The organism is Streptomyces fragilis (assembly GCF_003112515.1).
Taxonomy (GTDB): domain Bacteria; phylum Actinomycetota; class Actinomycetes; order Streptomycetales; family Streptomycetaceae; genus Streptomyces; species Streptomyces fragilis.
In genome coordinates this window covers 552,888-570,642 of record NZ_BEVZ01000006.1, presented here as the reverse complement: position 1 = coordinate 570,642, position 17,755 = coordinate 552,888, and the positions used below count along the sequence as shown (strand labels likewise).

Sequence of the window (17,755 nt, the reverse complement as noted above, 5' to 3'; positions counted from 1 at the left end):
CGATCATGCGACGCGGAACGCACGGGGCTGCGGTGTCGAGCCTGAGCGCGTCAGCAAAACCTCGTCCTCGGCCGGCGCGGGATCGACGCGCACGTGGTCGTTCACCGTTCGTCCGCTGATCGTGACGCCGGTCCGGTCAGCCCGTGCAACAGCAGATCCGTGAGGGTGTCGATGACGCGCTGGTCGTCCTCGCCGCCGGGGGGCGTGACCACAGCGTAGTTGAGGGTGACGAGCATCGCTCCTATCGCCGTCGCGATGAACTCGGGGTCGCCAGGCAGCCGGTGTCCGCGCTCGACCAAGTACTCCAGATGCTCCCGAATGGTTCCGGTCTGCTCGCACAGGTCACGCCAGGCCCGGCCCGTGCCGGGGTCGTCGGCCACCATCGCCTGAAACAGCGCGAGCGTGACCGGGCGGTTCTGCCGCATCACCGTCCACGCGACACCGACGTGGTCGCGCAACTGGCCGCGGTCGGTCAGGTCGTGGTCACGGGGGTGCTCCAGGCCCACCATGCGCTCGTCGATCGCATCCTCCATCTCGGCGAGGAGCGCCTGGAGCAGTTCGTCCTTGCCGGCGAAGTGTTCGTAGAACGAGCCGGTCGAGCGTCCGGCCGCGGCGGTGATGTCGGTGATCTTCGTATTGAGGTAGCCGCGGTCGTTGAACAGCCCCCGCGCCGCGTCCAGCAGCGCGGCACGGGTCTGGGCCGCCCGGGCTTTTCGACCGGCGGTGCTCGCCTGCGGCATGTCGTCCTCCAACGCCTGTTGACAGACACCAGCGTATCGGAACACACTTTCACCGAATCGAAGTTCAGTGAAAATGGATTCAGGGAGGTACCGTGCGGACGATTGTGATCGGTGGCGGGATAGCCGGACCCGCCATCGCCCTTGCGCTGCAGCGGATCGGTCACGACGTGACCGTCTACGAGGCGTACGAGGTTCCGGTCGAGGACGTCGGCGCCCACTTCAGCCTGGCGGTCAACGGCCTGCGCGCACTGGAGAAGCTGGGCTGCCTGCGCGACGTACAGGCGGCCGGATTCCCCGTCGACCGGATGCGGTTCTACACGGCGGGCGGCCACCTCCTGGGCGACGTGCCGCGTCTTCGGCGCGAAGCCGACCCGATGCGCAGCATCTCGCTCCAGCGCGGACGGCTGGTGGCGATCCTGCGGCGCGCGGCGCTCGACGCGGGCGCGCAGATCGTCACCGGCGAACGCCTGGTGCATGCGACGGAGTCGGCGGACGGCGTGGTGGCCGAATTCGCCTCCGGCCGGCGCGACACCGCGGAGCTGCTCGTGGGTGCCGACGGCGTCTGGTCGACCGTGCGCGGGCTGATCGACTCGTCCGCGCCGCGCGCGGAGTACGCGGGGCTCTACGGGGTCGCCGGGATCGCCACCATGACGGGTCTCGAACCCGGCGTCTGGAACCTCTCCTACGCGCGCAACGGCGCGTTCGTATACACCAGCATCGACGAAGAGACCCAGTGGTGGACGGCTCAGATCGGGGATCCGGCCAAGCCCGACCTGCGGGGCATCGACGACGCGCAATGGCTGCGGCGCGTCACCGAGCTGTTTCCCGAGGCAATGCCGAGGGCCATCGTCGGAGCCGCGACATCGATAGTCGCGTCCGGCCACCTGAACGTCTGCGGCCCGGTCCAGAAGTGGCACAGTGGGCGCATGGTCCTGGTCGGCGACGCCGCTCACCCCGTCGGCGTCGGACACGGAGCCTCGATGTGCGTCGAGGACGCACTGGAGCTCGCGGCGGCGCTGAGCGGCGCCCCGACCGTCCCGGCGGCGCTCAAGGCCTACGACGCGACGCGTCGCCCGCGCATCGACAAGCTGCTCAAGCACGGGCACAACGCCCGTGAGAGCAAGAGGCCCGGCGCCGTGAAGCGACAGATCAACTCGGCGAAGATGCGCGTACTCCTTCCGTTCTTCGAACGGGCGCAGGGATACCTGTACGACTACGAGCCGCCCTCCCTGCCCGCCGTAGGCGGATCACGGTCCGTCACGCGCTGGACGTAGTGCCTCGCGACGTTGCGCAAGACCGTACCGACCGGCCATTGCTTGGCCCGAACGGATGACGACCCGGTGCGGCGCCGTACCGAGGACGATGCGGCGTCCCACCCATCGAGAAGGAGGAACAGGTGCTGAAATCGCGGGTGAGGAAGAACCTGGCCATTGGGCTGGTGATCACGGTCGTCATCACGGCGCTGTCGGTGGTCGTCGCGGACGACGGCAGCAAGCGTGAGGAGTTCAGGAAGTCGCTGACAGTGGGCTTATCGGTGACGGGGACGGTGACAGGGGGTACCTGGTTGCTGCAGCGGAGGCGTTCGGCACAGTGACCGGCAGGAGATCAACTCGACTCGCGGACCACCAGTTCGTTCGGCATGATCACCGGGCTGGTGGGGCCGCCGTCGATGAGGCCGAGGAGGAGGTGGACGGCGGCGGTCGCCTGGTCGGCCATCGGGCTGCGCACCGAGGTGAGAGCGGGGGTGGTGTAGGAGGCCGCTTCTATGTCGTCAAAACCGACGACGGCGACGTCTTCGGGGACGCGTCGTCCCGCTTGGTGGAGTGTGCGCAGCGCCCCGATCGCCATCAGGTCGTTGGCGGCGAACACGGCGTCGAGGTCGGGATCGTCCTCCAGGAGCTGGCGCATGGCGGCGGCGCCGGAGGCCCGGGTGAAGTCTCCCAGCGCCACGATGGAGCGCCGGCCGGTGTCGCGTAGCGTGTCGCGGTAACCGTCGAGACGTTCGCGGGCCTCGTAGAGTTCGAGCGGTCCGGTGATGGTGGCGATACGGCGGCGGCCGCGCTCCAGGAGGTGCCGCACGGCCAGTGCTGCTCCGCCGGCATTGTCCAGGGCCACGTACGGGACGTTCGGTGCGGAGGTCCGGTTGAAGGAGACGACCGGCAGGCCCTGTCTGGCCAGAGCGGCGGGCAGCGGGTCCGCGCCGTGCAGAGCGACGAGCAGCACACCGTCCACGTGGCCGCCCGCGATGTGCTGCTCCACCCTCGTTCGGCTCTGGTCCGATTCGGCGAGCATCAGCACCAGTCGTTTCCCGGCGGTCTCGAGCTCCCTGCTGACGGCACGGACCACGGCGGAGAAGAGAGGGTCGTCGGAGACGACTCCCTGGGGCGGGTCGGAGACGACCACGGCGAGGGTGTCCGTACGACGGGTGACGAGGTTGCGTGCCGCCCCGTTGGGGACGTAACCCAGTTCGTGCACGGCTCGCATGACGACGTCGCGGATCTGGGGGGCGACCGTCGTCTCGCCGTTGATGACGCGGGAGACGCTCGACTTGGACACGCCCGCCCGGGCGGCGACCACTTCGAGAGTGGGGCGCTTCATGCCTGTCCGTCCCCGGCGCCGCCACCCGGGTCACTGCTCGGGGAGAGGTGTCTCATCAGGGTGACCTCCGGCTCTGCGTCATGGCGATGCGAGCAGCGTATCCGCAGGCGGGGACCGACGTGAGCCGACCAGGGCGTCAACTCCCTTTGCACGACGCGCGTGTTGTCCACCTGGCGCGAGGGCCGCGAGAAAACGCTCCCCGGAGGCGACGCGCCGGTTCCGGCGCCGTATTTCCTGGGTGACAGGGCTCTTGACAGCCGTCCCCGACCCTTCCATTCTCCGATCAGGGAGCGCTCCCTCAGCCCACCTCCGCCAGAGGAGTCGCCCGTGCAAACACTCTTACGTCGCTTCGGCCTGCTTCTGGCCGTCGCGTCCTCGTTGCTCGCCTTCGTGGCCCTGCCCGCTCCCGCCGCTCAGGCGGCGGACGTTCTGCTGTCCCAGGGGAAGACCGCCACCGCCTCGAGTACGGAAGGCGTCTTCAGCGCTCGCAGCGCCGTCGACGGCGACGCCGGCACCCGGTGGTCCAGTGCGTTCTCGGATCCCCAGTGGATCCAGATCGACCTCGGAACCACGGCCCGGATCAGCCGTGTCGCGCTCAACTGGGAGACCGCGTACGGCAAGGCGTTCAGGATCGAGGTGTCGAACGACGCCGCCAGGTGGACCGTCGTCCACGAGACGGCCACGGGTACCGGCGGCGCCCAGAGCCTGACCGTCGCCGGAACGGGCCGCTACGTACGCATGTACGGCATCCAGCGCGGCACTGCCTACGGGTACTCCCTGTGGGAGTTCCAAGTGTTCGGCGCCTTCGGCTCCGGCGACCCGGGCGGTGACGCGGACAAGCTGCTCTCCTACGGCAGGACGGGCGCGGCCTCTTCGTCGCAGACCGACTCCAACTGCTGGGAGTGCTCGCCCGCCAGGGCCTTCGACCGCGATCCGGCCTCACGCTGGGCGACGAGTCCCGGCACGGGGTGGACGGATCCGGGTTGGATCTCCGTCGACCTCGGCGCGACGGCGCAGATCAACAAGGTCGTACTGCAGTGGGATCCCGCCTACGCCAAGTCCTTCCAGATCCAGGTCTCGCCGAACGGGACCGACTGGACGCCGATCTACTCGACCACGGCCGGCACAGGGTTCAAGCAGACGCTGCTCGTCTCCGGCAGCGGCCGCCATGTCCGCATGTACGGCACCGAGCGCGCCACCCCGTACGGCTACTCGCTGTGGGAGTTCCAGGTGTACGGCGCCGGCGGTGACCCCGTACCGGCCCCGCCCCTGCCGAGCGACCCCGCGAACCCGCCCCGGCTGGTGTGGAGCGACGAGTTCGACGGCGCCGCCAACAGCAGGCCCGATGCCGCGAAGTGGAGGCCGGACCCCGGCACCGGACCCAACAACGAGCTGGAGTACTACACCGACCGCAACGCCACCCTGGACGGGTCCGGGCACCTCGTGATGGAAGCACGCAAGGAAACCACCGCCGGATCCTCGTGCCCGCGTGATCCGCTGAGCGGGAGCGGCACCTGCCAGTACACATCGGCGCGGATCAACACGGGTGCGACGTTCCAGTTCACCTACGGACGTGTCGAGGCACGCATCAAGGTGCCCAAGGGCAACGGCCTGTGGCCCGCCTTCTGGATGATGGGCGCGGACTTCCTCACGGGCCGGCCGTGGCCGTACAACGGCGAGGTCGACATCGTGGAGGTCCTCGGCAAGGACGTGAAGACCGCGTACTCGACCGTCCACGCACCGGCCTACAACGGGGGAGGCGGGATCGGCGCACCGTACACGCTGCCCGGGAACGCCGACTTCTCCGACGACTTCCACACCTGGGCCGCCGACTGGAACAGCAAGGGCATCACCTACAGCCTGGACGGCCGGACCGTGTTCTCCCTCGACAAGGACGAGGTGGAACGAACCCGCGGACCGTGGATCTTCGACCACCCGCACTACATGATCCTCAACCTGGCGGTGGGAGGGGACTGGCCGGGCCCGCCGGACGCCGGTACGCCCTTCCCCTCGAAGATGCTCGTCGACTACGTGCGGGTCTATCAGTAGTCGCCCCGGACGCCTCCGCCGCGCACCCAGGGCACGATCCCTCCGGTCCGCTGCCCTGCCCCCTCTCTCACGGCCGTGCTCGCAAGGAGCCGGCCCCCTGAATCCGACGCACGTGAGGATGTGACATGCGTAGATACCCCCCATCGCTGTACACGCTGTTCGCCGGCGCCTTGGCGGTCGTGCTGGCCGCCGCGCTGGGTCTGACGGTCTCGGCCCAGCAGGCGCAGGCCGCCACGGTCACGGTCCAGGCCGAGTCCTACGCCGCCCAGTCGGGCGTCGTTCTGGAGGCCACCGGGGACACCGGTGGCGGTCAGAACGCGGCGTTCCTCGCCGATGGCGACTGGATGCGGTTCGACAACGTCGATCTCGGCGCGGCCGGCCGCCTGACGGTGTCCGCCCGGATCGCTTCCGCCACCGGCTCGGGCGCGGTCGAGTTACGCACCGGCAGCCTGACCGGTCCGCTGCTCGCCGTCGTGCAGACGTCCCCGACCGGGGGCTGGCAGAGCTGGGTGACCCGGGCGACCGAGGTCGCCACCCATCCCACCGGGTCGCAGACCGTGTTCGCCGTGCTGCGCGGCGCGACCGGGGGCGACTTCCTCAACATCAACTGGTTCTCCTTCGTCGGTGAGGGGGACGGCACGGCGACCGGATGGGTGCCTGTCGACCAGGCCAAGTGGAACGCCCAGCTGGCGCAGTTCCGTGCGATGTCTCCGGCCGCAGTGCCCGCCGGCACGGTCCGTGTTCCGGAGTTCAACGCCACCTGCACCTACAGCCACTCCAAGCAGGACGACCCCATCGTCCTGCCGGGCCTTCCCGGTGCGTCCCACATGCACAGCTTCTTCGGCAACCGGAGCACGGACGCGTTCTCCACCGCCCGATCGCTGCTGGCCAGCACGCCGACCACCTGCGCCCCCGCCAAGGACCTCTCGGCGTACTGGATCCCCACCCTCTACGAGGGCGACAGGGCCGTCGAAGCCGAGGGCATGATCGTCTACTACGGTTCGCGGTTGCCCGACCCGTCGGTGACCGTGCCCTTCCCCGAGGGTTTCCGCATGATCGCCGGCGATGCCAAGGCACAGACGCCCACACCCGCGGGATCACCCGGCCAGTTCTGGTGCGCCGGCGAGGGCGGCGAGACCGGCCGCAGTGCCGACGGCAACTGGCCGGTCTGCGCCCCGAAGGCCCACCTCACCCACCAACTCGTCTTTCCCGACTGCTGGGACGGCAAGCACCTGGACAGTCCCGACCACAAGTCGCACGTCGCGTTCGCCTACGACGGCAAGTGCAGCGGCGCCTACCCCGTCGCCATCCCGAACCTCTCCTTCGTCGTCAGCTACCCCACCAGCGGCAGCGCGGCAGGCTTCCGGCTGGCCTCGGGCATGGCATCGTCCATCCACGGCGACTTCTTCAACGCCTGGGACGACGCCGCTCTCGGGCAGCGCGTGAAGGACTGCATCACCCAGAAGGCCAAGTGCAACTCCGCCGGCACCTTCTGACCCGGCGGACGGCATGTGCCGTGGCCACGGCACTGCTGGCTGTCGGCTGCACCACGCAGCCGACAGCCGGCACGTCGCCGGCGGCCACCGGCGCATCGCCGTCAGCCGCGGGTGCCTCCCCGACGGCCGGCGCATCGCCGTCGGTGGCCTTCAACGCCACCGACACCGCATGGATCCAGCTGATGATCCCCATGGACGAGCGGGCGCTGCTCCTGACCGACCTGGCACCTTCACGCACGGCGGACCCGGCCCTGACGGTGCTGGCGGCCGAGACCGGATCGGCACTGCGTGAAGACCTGCGCCGCCTGCGCGCCCTGCTGCACCTCTCAGGCGTCCCCGACACCCGCCCGCACGAGGGGCACGACATGCCGGGCATGGTCAGCCTCACCACCATCGAGAAGGCACGCGCCGCGACGGGGCACGAGTTCGACGAGATTCTCACCGAGGCGCTGCGGGCCCACTGGACCCAGTCCCGGACGCTCTGCGCAGGCGAACGCGCCAACGGCCGAGCCGGCATGGCGAAGGAACTGGCCGCGACCATCGCGAGGAACACCGGCGAACGGATCACCCGGCTGGGCAGGGTGCGTCCGGCGCGACCTGCGCCGGACGGCACCACGGCGATGCCGGGGCCGTAGGTGCGCAGCAGGTGCGGGGGCCGACGCCGGCGCATCATGCCCCCAGGACGTTCCACTGGCTCCGCACACCTACCGCCGGCCTCACCGCGGCGCCTTGGCGCAGTTGCCCGAGGACCACGGCGACCACCTGGCCGAGGACGCCCGAGCTGGTCGTGGTCGGTCAGGCCGGTTCTGGGCGCCGCAGTGCGCGTTCCCGCCACGACGGTGCGCTCGGAGCACCGTCATGGCGGTGACGGTGGTGCAGGGGCGGATCGGAAGGATCAGCTTGCCCGGACTCGGACCGGCCGTTCATCATGATGGGTCAGGGGAGACGCGAGCAACGGGGTGGGCGGATGGGCCGGAGTCGTCATGCGCTTCTGGTGGGGGTGCCGCAGCAGACCGAACCGGATCTTCCTCTGCGGAGCATCGGCGATCCCGTCCGCGAAGACCTGCGCCGCATGCGGGAGGCGCTGGACGCCTGCGACTACCACTGCACGGTGCGCGGGCTGGGGGACCCCGACGAGAGCAGACGCGACGCGGTCCAGGATGCGATTCGGGAGGCGTTACGTTCCGCCCCCGCCGACGGCGTCCTGCTCGTCTACTTCTCGGGCCACGGCCTTCACCTGGAGGGGAAGGACTACGTGCTCCCCGCCAACGCCAAGGCGCTGTCGGACGGCAGCATGGACGTGGGCTCGCTGATCGACCTGGACAGGGACTTCTTCCAGGTGCTGGACACGAGCGGCTGCCCTGCGGCGCTGGTTCTGGCCTGCTTCGACGCTTGTCGCGACGGTTCGGGTGCGAACGCGATCCGCCCCTACCACTACCGGGCACCGGAGCCCACCCAGCTCGTGGTGGCCAACAGCTGCTCGGCGGGAGAGACCAGTGGTTACGACGCCGACGGCAGCCACTTCACCAAGGCCCTCGCCCACGCGTTGCACCCCGAAGCACCGCACAGGACGCTGCGGGAGCTCAGTGCGTCGGTCACGGCGCAGCTCAGAGACCACGACCAGCGTCCGAGGTGGTCCCCCGCGGGCGAGCTGCCGGACTTCGTGATCGCCGAAGCCGACGGCGTGCCGGAGTGGGTGCAAGCGGTGTCCGTCGCGCGCCTGTGGGATCTGCCGTGCAGCGATCCGCAGGATCTGCAGGACACGCTGCGCGCGAGCGTGACGGCGGCGGTGCGCAGCCTGTCCGGGAAGTACCGCAGGGCGTGCGAGCAACTGCGGCATCCCTGGCAGGACGACGACTACCCGATGCGCGTGCTGGATGCCGTCGCAGGGCTTCCGGCCGGGACGCGTCCGCTCAGCGCGCTCGAGAAGGCGCTGCTGTGCGGTCTGCCGTTCATGCTCGCCACGGCCCTGGCCGAGGAGTTCTCGTCCGTCTTCGACTCGTTCACCGGTTTCTCCCGCTTCGACTCCGCCCAGCTGCAGAACGCCCTGATGGATCACGACTTCTCCCCGCTGGAGGAGAACCGGGTACGCCGACTGCACGCCCGGGGCGAGAACGAGGACGCGTGGGCGCTGGTCACCTGGCGGTTGGTGCACCGCAGTAGTGGCCTGCGCATCGCCGGAACAGAGGGCACGGACCACCTCGCGGACACTGCGGAGAGGCTCGCCGACGCCCTGTTGCCCGACGTGGCGTCCAGCCATCGCAAAAGGCTGCAGGCCATCGTCGACCAGCTTTCCCGGTACCACCTGTCGTATCCGAGCTGCACGGCTCTGGACGACTACCCAGGGACCTCCAGTCACTTCAAGGTCACCTCCCAGGGCGCCTCGCAGCTCAACGACCATGATCTGGCCGCGCGATGGTCGATGGGCGCCGCGCTGGCGATCGATGTGCGCGAACTGTCGGACACCGTCGGCGAACACATCGGAACCATGTATCCGCTGGAGCCGGAGGAGGTGCTGCTCTGCCTCGAGGACGCAAGCCGTCGTGTGGTCGAGGACCGCGCCGAGATACAGGTGCACCTGTGCCCGCACGGAGCGGTCCACAAGGCCTTGGAAGCACACGCGACCCGGTGCCGTGAAGCGATCAGCCGACTGCACGGCCTGGGTCTGCCGCCCGACCTCGCATGGTTGCGCTCCGTGCGGGCGATCGATGTCTCGGTCCACCCCGCTCCGGGCGCGTACAACCTCCCGTTGCTGACCTTCCAGTTCGACCAGCGGGCGGTCTCCCACCTCCTCATGGGTGAACAGTTGTACGGCGATCCGGCGCTGGCGTTGCGCGAGTTGTACCAGAACGCCCTCGACGCCTGCCGGTACCGCATGTACCGCTACCGGTGGGCCGAGTCCTTGGGCGGCGGGGCCGACTGGGACGGCGAGATCCGCATCACCCAGTACGAACGGGAAGGCCGTACCGTCATCGAGTGCCTCGACAACGGGGTGGGCATGACTGCGGAGCAGCTCAAGGACCTGTTCGCCAGAGCCGGCCGCAGGCTCTCCGACTCCTCCGCGTTCCAGCACGAACTCGGCGAGTGGCAGGAAGCCGGCATCGAGGCCCGCTTCAACAGCCGGTTCGGGATCGGAGTCCTCAGCTACTTCATGCTGGCCGACGAGATCACGGTGGTCACCCGGCCCACCAACATCCACGGCCAGACGACCGGGGAGCCGCTCCAGGCCCACATCGTGGGCACGGCGACCCTGTTCCGCATCGGTCCTGCCCGGTACGACAACGACGACGCCTCCAAGGTGCAGAACGGTGGCACACTGATCCGTCTGTATCTGTCGAACGACCAGGCGGACGAGCCGACAGGAGGCGTCTCGGCGAGTCGTACGCTCGGCGACCTGCTCTGGTACAGCGAGTTCGACACCAGGGTGGAGGACGAGTCGACCGGGCACCACGTCCTGTGGAGGAGTCAGGAACTGCGCATCCCTGACGGCGTGGTACGGAGCGTCCTTCCGGTCGACGGCGCGCCGGGGGAACTGTGGTGGGTGGACGGCGACGGCCGGCTGCTCGCGGACGGGATCGCCACCACGCAGCAGACCTTCGGCTGCGTGGTGAACGTACGTGATCAACGCGACCTGACGCTGAGCGTGAGCCGCAACGAGGTGCAGAGCTGGAACCGGAACAAAGTCACGGCCCTCCTTACTGCCCATCTGCCGGAACTGGCCTCCTGGCCGACCGTCACGCTGCCCTGGCTCCTGCGCTTCGGCCAGGAAGCGCCGCGGCTGGGGGACGACCTGCTCCGGGTGTTCTCGGACCGTCCGCTGCGGGCGGAGAGCCTGCGCCAGGACGACGAGTCCGCTCAGGAGGGGGCTTCGGGCCAGGGCGGGGTCTTCCATCTCTCCGACATAGGCTGGTGCCCGGCCGACGCGACCCTGCTCACGACCGGAGAGCTTCCTGCGGTCCTGCAGGCCTTCTCGTTCGCCGACGAACTGCAAGGGTGGCGAAGCGCCGTCCTGGGACAGGAGACCCGCGACCAGGCCAGACGTCCGTGGATCACGACCACGCTCAACATGATGGCCGCGAACCAGGGCGGTCTGTACGCCGATCTCAGGGCAGCGCTCAGTCCACGTGCCGGATCGCGGGCCCGGCTGCTCGCCGCGGAGACCAGCGCAGCCGACTGGTTCCTCCTCTCCGTGCGTCCGGACTTCGGGATGACAGCGAGTTACCAGCTGACAGCGAGAGGGACAGCCGTCGTCTGGCTCCCCGTGGAGGACACGCAACGGGCCGTCCTGGGATGGCGGCGCACCGTGCTGGGACGCGACTACGATCTGCTCGTCCCGCCAGGTCTTCCGATGAGCACGGACCTGGCGCGCATCCTCGCGACCCAGGAGCTCAGGGGACAATTGCTCTCCCGGAAGCAGCACGATTCCTGGCCGTGGCACGTCCTCGTGGGCGTGGCGGCCAGGTGCAGGATCCCCCTGGGGGAGCTCTGGGCGGAGCTCGACGACTTTCCGGAGAGCTGTTTCGGCCCACTTCCCGCGCTGCCGGAGCACCTGGCCGACAACACGCCCCGTGCCAATGACGCGATCTGGAACAACCTGGTGGTCTCGAGGCGCGAAGCTCTGCAGGGGCCCAAGGCGCTGCGCGACTGGGCCGAACGCTACGAAGGTCTCGGCATTCCGGCTCACGTGCGGAGACTGCTGGGATACCTGGACGTGAGGGAGACGCTCACCCCCGCGTCCAGGTCCCTGGCCGAGCGGCTCATGGACTTCCACGGGTTCCTGGAGGACGGCACGGTGAGCGGCTTCGACATCGCCCGTGCGGCGGCCGGTGCCCAAGTGCCCATGGGGGACGTCCTCGAGGTGGTGACGCAACTCCAAGAACCCTTGGAGCTGACCGGTGTTCCGGTGATCAGCGACATCGGTGTCCGCCCTCCGGAATGGCTGGCCGACCTCCCGTCCACCCAGGCGGGGTTGGAGCTTCCCGAAGGGAGCGAGCACGTCAGGGCAGAGGCACTGCACAGAGTCAGGCGCCGTCCCAAGGAACAACTCCGCAAGGGGTTCGAGGTCCTGCACGAACTGGGCGTGCGCTGTCCCGTCGCGCCGGCGGCACTGCAAGACCTGCAGGACGGCGATGTCGACCCGGACGTGTGGGCCCTCGTCACGGGAGCCCTGCACACCCGGGAGGAGGACCGACTCGCCTACGTGGACAGCTGGGAGATCGACGCGGGCAAACTCCTCTGGTTCGCAGCCCAGCACAGACTGACGGTGGGAGAGGCGCTCGAACGCGCCGCCCGGGTATCGGCACGATGGGACGTGCCGCTGACCGTCCAGCCGTCGGAAGCCCTGGCCCGAATCGAAGTCACCCCGGCCCTGTGGACCGCGCTCAACGGTGCCGCGGACCTCGGCAGCGCCTTCACGGAGACGGATTGGCGGGAAGTGACACCGCTGTCCGTCGCGCGACTCGCCTACCTCGAGGACCTGACCCTGTACGAGGCCATGAGCGCCCTGCGGCCGTTCGGGGAACTCGGCGTCGACCTTCCGGAACTCGACGGTGTCACGGAGAAGGCGCTGGGTCGCAGGCCCACCGAGGACGACCTGTGGATCCTCTCCCGGGACGGGGACGGGAGCCTGCCCGCCGCACCCACGGACGTCGACCCGCTCACGCTCCTCCGCGCCGCGCTGCGCCTCGGCCGTACTCCTCGGTCCGTCCACCGGATGCTGGCCGCGTACCGCCCGTTCGGCATGACCCTGTGCTTCACCGAACCGGACGACGACCTGGGTGTTCCCTCCTGGGAGGACGCCATCATCCTCAGCTTTGCCGGAGACGGACAGGCGCCGGCGTTCGAGGGTCCGGTCGGCGAGGGGCGCATCGCCTGGTGCGCCAGGGTCATCGGCCGTCCTGACGACACGGAGTGGGTCCGGGAACGGCTGCGGCTGTACGCACCCATGTTCGGTCTGGAGATCCCGAGCGCACCTGTACGGACGAAGGAGACATGATGGCCACACCGCGGCACCGCAAGCGGCTCGGCTGGGAGAACGCGCCCATGGGGCCGCAGCAGACGCCCTTGACCACGGACGGGGACGGTGGCCTGGTCTTCTCCGGCCCGTGTCCGCGATGCATGGGCACCTTCTCCAGGACCTACCCTGCGGCGATCCCCGGATCGACGAAGGGCGTCGGGTCGTCCGGCGGCTCCGCGAAGCCGATCAGGGTGCTGTGCGAGTGCGGTGTCCGCCACGCCGGGCGTCCCGACGTCGAGAAGGAAGTCGGTTGCGGCGCCCACTGGCAGGTGGACAGGTCGTGACCCAGCGCCCGGAAAGCAGGTGGCAGAACCTCGCCGACGAGCTCCCCTTTCAGCAGCTCGACATCGTCCGCAGGCAGGCGGAGGGCTGGCGCAACGGCCTCACCGGGCTGACCGGGCTGCTCACGGCAGTTCTCGTCCTCAAGGGGCGCGAGACCTTCACGGGTCTGCCCTCGTGGGCGGTGACCCTGGCGAGCTGCCTCATCGCCACCGGCTTCCTGCTCCTTGTGGCCGGGACCCTGCTCGCCGTGCGCGCCAGCCATGGGCGCCGCGCCGAGGACATCGTGACCAACGGTGCGGATCTGGAGGGGTGGACGAAGCAGGAGGCGAAGGACTCCCAGCGGGCTCTGGTCCTGGCCGTCGGCTGCTTCGTTGCCGGGGTTCTGCTCGTGGCGTCATCCGTCGGGGTGGCCTGGACGACGTACCGGGACGCGGGTCCGGACCCGGCCTCCGGTGCGAGCGTCCGGGTGACGACGTCCAGCGGCGCGGTGTGCGGACGGCTTGCGGCGTCGGACGGGAAGACCCTGCGGCTGCTCACCGGTGCGGTGCGGGACCGGAAGATCACGCAATTGCCGATGAGCACGGTGCTGGCCGTGGCTCCGGTGCCCGGGTGCTGACAGGCTGATCAGCGAACCGTCCCCGGAGGGGAAGGGTCCGCGACGGCTTCCGTCCGGGTGAAGTCGTCGAGCGCCTCGGTCAGCCCGTCGAGCAGGGCGCGCAGCGCGAGGGCGTCCTGGTGGCCGAGGCCGGTGGCCGCGGCGATGCGGAGCGGCACCCGGCGAGCCCGGTCCCGCAGGGCCTCGCCGTCGGGGGTCAGGTGGATCTGGACCGACCGTTCGTCCTCGGCCGAGCGCTCGCGGCGCACCAGCCCCGCCGCCTCCAGGCGCTTGAGCAGGGGGGACAGCGTGCCGGAGTCGAGCCGCAGACGCTCGCCCAGGCCCTTCACCGGCGTCGTGCCGTGCTCCCACAGCACCAGCATCACGAGGTACTGGGGGTAGGTGAGTCCGAGCTCCTTGAGTACGACGCGGTAGACGCCGTTGAAGGCCCGCGAGGCCGCGTTCAGGGAGAAGCAGATCTGGCGGTCCAGGACGAGGAAGTCGTCCTCGACGCCGGGGGCGACGTCGCCGGGGCCGGCGGCGGGGCGGCCGGCTTCGGTGGGGCGGGACTCCTGGTGGCTCATGGGAACAAGCCTAGCCAAGAACGAGCCGCACGCATTTTGATTGTGCACAACTGAATTGTGTGCTTCACTTGGTCGTGCCGCGGTCGTCCGACCGCGGGAACACCTGGGGAAGGCACGCACATGGACGCGCTCTACACCGCAGTCGCCACCGCCACGCACGGCCGGGACGGCCGCGCGGTCGCCTCCGACGGAAAGCTGGACGTCCAGCTGGCGCCGCCGCGTGAGCTGGGCGGCAACGGTGAGGGGACCAACCCCGAGCAGCTCTTCGCGGCCGGGTACGCCGCCTGTTTCGCCAGCGCGCTGGGCGCGGTCGGCCGGCAGGCCAAGATCGACGTCTCGGACGCCGCGGTCACCGGCGAGGTGTCGATAGGCAAGGAGGGCGTCGGCTTCGCCCTGGCCGTCACGCTGCGCATCGAGCTGCCCGAGTCGGTGGACGAGGAGACCGGCCGCAAGCTCGTCGAGCAGGCCCATCAGGTCTGCCCCTACTCCAACGCCACCCGCGGCAACATCCCGGTGGACCTCGTCATCGAGTAGGCGCGTTCCCGCGGGCGGCCGTCCCTCGACGCCCCGTCGACCTGCGGCCGACGCCCCCGGCCCCCGCGGCCGGGGGCGTCAGCCGTTCCTCCAGCACCTCGCGACGGAGAAGCGCGCCGCGGCCTCGGCGGGGGTGACCCCTTGACGGCGGCCGGGGACGTCGTGAACGGCGTGTGCGCCTTCGGTGCGCAGCTGTCGGCCCCGGCGTGCCGGGCCATGACCGCCGCGGCGGTGTGGACGTCGGTGGCGCTCACGTCGGTGCGGCCCCGCCCCGCCTGCTGCGCGAGGAGGACATCGAGGCCGGGGTCGAAGCGCAGCACGGTCACCGGAGCGTCGAAGCGCCTGGCGATGGCGATCAGGCGGGTGCGCGCCTGCGGGGTGACGTTCGTGGACTCGGCGACCGCCGTCCGTCCGTCGGCGAGCCGGTCGGCGATCCGTCGGTCACGTACCTGGAAGATCTGCGCGTCCGCCGTGTCGGTGTGCGCTTCGGAAGGCGACGTGCCGAACAGTTCCGCGCGGATGCCGTCGCTGGACACCACGGCGTCCTCCTCGAGGAGCCCACGTGCGACCAGGGCCCGGACGAAGCTGCTCTTGCCCGAGGCCGGCGGGCCGACGAGCACCACGAGGCCTGCCCGCACCGCGGTGGCCTCGCCCGCGATGCCGTCCTCCGGCGTGTCCTTCATGGACGCCGCCCCCTTTCCTGCGCGTGTCCCGTCCATCCTTCCAGTACGGGGCAGCCCGGAGGGGGTGGTGCGCCACGCGGAATTCGCGTTGCACCGGTTCGAGGCGGGGGAGGATCCTGACTCGTCGGAGGTGGGTCAAGTGATCACTCTGACCTTGGGGTTGACCGTACGCGACCTGGTGCACGCGGATCTGGCGGCGTGCGGTTGGGCCGGCTCCGCCCGCCATCTCGCCGTGGTGGGAGAGCAGTTGGAACGCAGGCGGCTCGGCGAGGTGGACTATCTGGCGGTCTGCGCCCGCGCCGACGTCCCGATCGCCAAGGGCGGTGTCGACTACCGGGCCAAGGACGGCGTGGGCACGCTGTGGCAACTCGCCGTCCACCCCGCGCTGCAGTCCTGCGGCGTGGGCACGGTCCTCGTCGAGGCCGCGGAACAGCGGATCAGGGACCGAGGGCTGCGGCAGGCGGAGCTGGGTGTGGAGGACGGCAACGATCGTGCTCGCGCCCTGTACGAGAGGCTTGGCTACCGTGCCTACGACCGCCGACCCGACGCGTGGGACGTGCAGGCCCCCGACGGGACTCTGCGCCGGCACGAGACGATGTGCACCATGATGCGCAAGGACCTGGCGTGACGCGCGACGCGGGGAGTGAGGCCGCCGAGGTGCTCACACTGACGGGCATCGCCGCGGACCCGCTGTGCCTGACCTGCCGCTTGCGGGCCCGTGACGGTGCGGAGCTCGTCCTTCGTCCCCTCGTACACGCCGACGCGGCGGGCCTGGCCGGCTTCCTCGCGGCCATGTCCGCCGCATCGAGGCGGTTCAGCACGTTCGACGGCTACGGCCTCGCGACCGCCCGGGAGGTGTGTGACGCGATCGCGCGCTACGACAAGCTCAGGCTGGTCCTCGAGGACGTCGCGTCCGGCAGGATCGTCGGCCTTCTCGAGCACAGCCTCGACCTGACGCCGACGGACGTCGCGCGCTACCGGGACGCGGGCGTCCGCCTGACCGCGACCACCGACTGCCGCTTCGGCATCACGCCGGCCGACGACCACCAGGACCGGGGCCTCGGGACGCTCGTTCTCCCGCTGGTCGAGGAGGTCGCCCGACGCCTCGGGAGGACGAGGATCATCCTGTGGGGCGGCGTCCGCGCCGACAACCCGCGCGCCGTCCGCTACTACGAGAAGAACGGCTTCCGGACGGTGGGTGCCTTCGAGGAGGCGGACGGGTCCCTGTCGCTGGACATGATGCTCACCCTGGACCCGGTGCCCGATCGGCCGTGACCGTCACCCGGTCGCGCCCGAGAACCGTGCGCGCCGTCGGACGGGCCGAAGGGCCGGAGCGCCTGCCAGGCGGGCTTCCCGGCGAGGACGTGACGGAAGTAGTCCGCCAGGTCCAGCCGGGAGGCGGCCGCCTCGTCGGCCACCACCGTGACGTGCGGGTGCAGTTGGAGCGCCGAGGCCGGGCAGCGGGCGGCGAGCGGTCCCTCGACCGCCGCGGCCAGCGCCTCGGCCTTGCCCGCACCGGTGGCCAGCAGCACCACGTGTCGGGCCTCCAGGATCGTGCCGACGCCCTGGGTGACGACGTGGCGCGGCACCTGTTCGACGTCCCCGCCGAAGAACCGCGCGTTGTCGCCGCGGGTGCGCTCGGTGAGCGTTTTGATGCGGGTGCGGGAGGCGAGCGACGAGCAGGGCTCGTTGAAGCCGATGTGGCCGTCGCCGCCGATGCCCAGGAGCTGCAGGTCCACCCCGCCGGCCGCCGCGAGCGCCTGCTCGTAGGCCCGGCACGCCGCAGGGAGGTCGGCCGCGGTGGTGTCCGGCCCGAGGAACGCCTCCGGGCCCAGACCCAGCGGCTCCAGTACCTCCCGTGCCAGGACGGACCGGTACGATTCCGGGTGCCTGGCGGGCAGCCCCACGTACTCGTCCAGCTGGGCGATCCGCACCCGCGAGAGGTCCGCCTCACCCCCGGACACCAGGGCGGCGAGCGCCCGGTAGACGGGCAGCGGGGTGGAGCCGGTGGCCACGCCGAGCAGCGCGTCGGGCTTGAGCCCGACCAGCCGGGCGATGCCCTCGGCGACGAAGCGGCCGCCGGTCTCCGCGTCCGGAACGATGACGACTTCCATGCGGGTCCTGCCGATCGGTGAGGGGTCCGGTGGTCGGCCGGACCCGGAACGGTGAGTGGTGCGT

General features: G+C 70.3%; 15 protein-coding genes and 1 pseudogene. 11 read left to right on the top strand and 5 right to left on the bottom strand.

Going from position 1 to position 17,755, the window contains the following annotated elements; translation table 11 throughout:
• Nucleotides 1–101 precede the first annotated feature (101 nt).
• On the bottom strand, nucleotides 102–740 hold the full coding sequence (locus tag Sfr03f_RS23390; RefSeq protein ID WP_108955946.1) for a TetR/AcrR family transcriptional regulator: 639 nt from the start codon (nucleotides 738–740) through the stop codon (nucleotides 102–104).
• A 92-nt stretch (nucleotides 741–832) separates the two neighbouring features.
• On the opposite strand from Sfr03f_RS23390, the gene Sfr03f_RS23385 reads away from it, so the two are divergent.
• On the top strand, nucleotides 833–2,014 hold the full coding sequence (locus tag Sfr03f_RS23385; RefSeq protein WP_108955945.1) for an FAD-dependent oxidoreductase: 1,182 nt from the start codon (nucleotides 833–835) through the stop codon (nucleotides 2,012–2,014).
• A gap of 122 nt (nucleotides 2,015–2,136) precedes the next feature.
• Nucleotides 2,137–2,334 carry a hypothetical protein gene (locus Sfr03f_RS23380; protein WP_108955944.1) on the top strand — a complete coding sequence of 66 codons (198 nt, stop codon included), beginning with the start codon at nucleotides 2,137–2,139 and terminating at the stop codon, nucleotides 2,332–2,334.
• Nucleotides 2,335–2,345: 11 nt separating this feature from the next.
• On the opposite strand, the gene Sfr03f_RS23375 is transcribed toward Sfr03f_RS23380, so the two are convergent.
• Complete coding sequence (locus tag Sfr03f_RS23375) at nucleotides 2,346–3,338, bottom strand: LacI family DNA-binding transcriptional regulator (RefSeq protein WP_108955943.1); 993 nt, start codon at nucleotides 3,336–3,338, stop codon at nucleotides 2,346–2,348.
• A 327-nt stretch (nucleotides 3,339–3,665) separates the two neighbouring features.
• Here Sfr03f_RS23375 and Sfr03f_RS23370 point away from each other — a divergent pair, with 327 nt between their 5' ends.
• The 6 genes from Sfr03f_RS23370 (at nucleotide 3,666) to Sfr03f_RS23345 (ending at nucleotide 13,797) form a co-directional block, all read left to right on the top strand.
• Entirely contained in the window at nucleotides 3,666–5,387 is a 1,722-nt protein-coding gene (locus Sfr03f_RS23370) for a discoidin domain-containing protein (protein ID WP_108955942.1), read from the top strand.
• A 125-nt stretch (nucleotides 5,388–5,512) separates the two neighbouring features.
• Nucleotides 5,513–6,883, top strand: a complete 1,371-nt coding sequence (locus Sfr03f_RS23365; RefSeq protein ID WP_108955941.1) for a DUF1996 domain-containing protein — start codon at nucleotides 5,513–5,515, stop codon at nucleotides 6,881–6,883.
• A 143-nt stretch (nucleotides 6,884–7,026) separates the two neighbouring features.
• Complete coding sequence (locus tag Sfr03f_RS23360; RefSeq protein WP_108955940.1) at nucleotides 7,027–7,518, top strand: DUF305 domain-containing protein; 492 nt, start codon at nucleotides 7,027–7,029, stop codon at nucleotides 7,516–7,518.
• Between the two features lie 365 nt (nucleotides 7,519–7,883).
• On the top strand, nucleotides 7,884–12,878 hold the full coding sequence (locus Sfr03f_RS31560; RefSeq protein WP_159105720.1) for a caspase family protein: 4,995 nt from the start codon (nucleotides 7,884–7,886) through the stop codon (nucleotides 12,876–12,878).
• On the top strand, nucleotides 12,875–13,183 hold the full coding sequence (locus Sfr03f_RS23350) for a hypothetical protein (RefSeq protein ID WP_159105719.1): 309 nt from the start codon (nucleotides 12,875–12,877) through the stop codon (nucleotides 13,181–13,183). Before Sfr03f_RS31560 ends, Sfr03f_RS23350 begins: the two co-directional genes overlap by 4 nt.
• Nucleotides 13,180–13,797: a hypothetical protein gene (locus Sfr03f_RS23345; RefSeq protein WP_108955937.1), complete on the top strand. Its 618-nt coding sequence runs from the start codon at nucleotides 13,180–13,182 to the stop codon at nucleotides 13,795–13,797. The genes Sfr03f_RS23350 and Sfr03f_RS23345 overlap by 4 nt, the downstream gene beginning before the upstream one ends.
• An 8-nt stretch (nucleotides 13,798–13,805) precedes the next feature.
• Here the strand turns inward: Sfr03f_RS23345 and Sfr03f_RS23340 are convergent, their stop codons facing one another.
• Nucleotides 13,806–14,360, bottom strand: coding sequence for a MarR family winged helix-turn-helix transcriptional regulator (locus Sfr03f_RS23340; protein ID WP_108955936.1), 555 nt, complete (start codon nucleotides 14,358–14,360; stop codon nucleotides 13,806–13,808).
• 120 nt (nucleotides 14,361–14,480) lie between these two features.
• Between Sfr03f_RS23340 and Sfr03f_RS23335 the strand changes: the two genes are divergently transcribed.
• Complete coding sequence (locus Sfr03f_RS23335; protein WP_108955935.1) at nucleotides 14,481–14,894, top strand: organic hydroperoxide resistance protein; 414 nt, start codon at nucleotides 14,481–14,483, stop codon at nucleotides 14,892–14,894.
• Here the strand turns inward: Sfr03f_RS23335 and Sfr03f_RS23330 are convergent.
• Entirely contained in the window at nucleotides 14,843–15,577 is a 735-nt protein-coding gene (locus tag Sfr03f_RS23330; RefSeq protein WP_245967714.1) for an ATP-binding protein, read from the bottom strand. The genes Sfr03f_RS23335 and Sfr03f_RS23330 overlap by 52 nt on opposite strands.
• Before the next feature lie 139 nt (nucleotides 15,578–15,716).
• On the opposite strand from Sfr03f_RS23330, the gene Sfr03f_RS23325 reads away from it, so the two are divergent.
• On the top strand, nucleotides 15,717–16,205 hold the full coding sequence (locus tag Sfr03f_RS23325) for a GNAT family N-acetyltransferase (RefSeq protein ID WP_108956021.1): 489 nt from the start codon (nucleotides 15,717–15,719) through the stop codon (nucleotides 16,203–16,205).
• Complete coding sequence (locus tag Sfr03f_RS23320; RefSeq protein ID WP_245967713.1) at nucleotides 16,202–16,852, top strand: GNAT family N-acetyltransferase; 651 nt, start codon at nucleotides 16,202–16,204, stop codon at nucleotides 16,850–16,852. Before Sfr03f_RS23325 ends, Sfr03f_RS23320 begins: the two co-directional genes overlap by 4 nt.
• A 56-nt stretch (nucleotides 16,853–16,908) precedes the next feature.
• Here the strand turns inward: Sfr03f_RS23320 and nagB are convergent.
• Nucleotides 16,909–17,691: pseudogene (gene nagB, locus Sfr03f_RS23315) on the bottom strand (glucosamine-6-phosphate deaminase); the annotation flags it as partial.
• Nucleotides 17,692–17,755 lie beyond the last annotated feature (64 nt).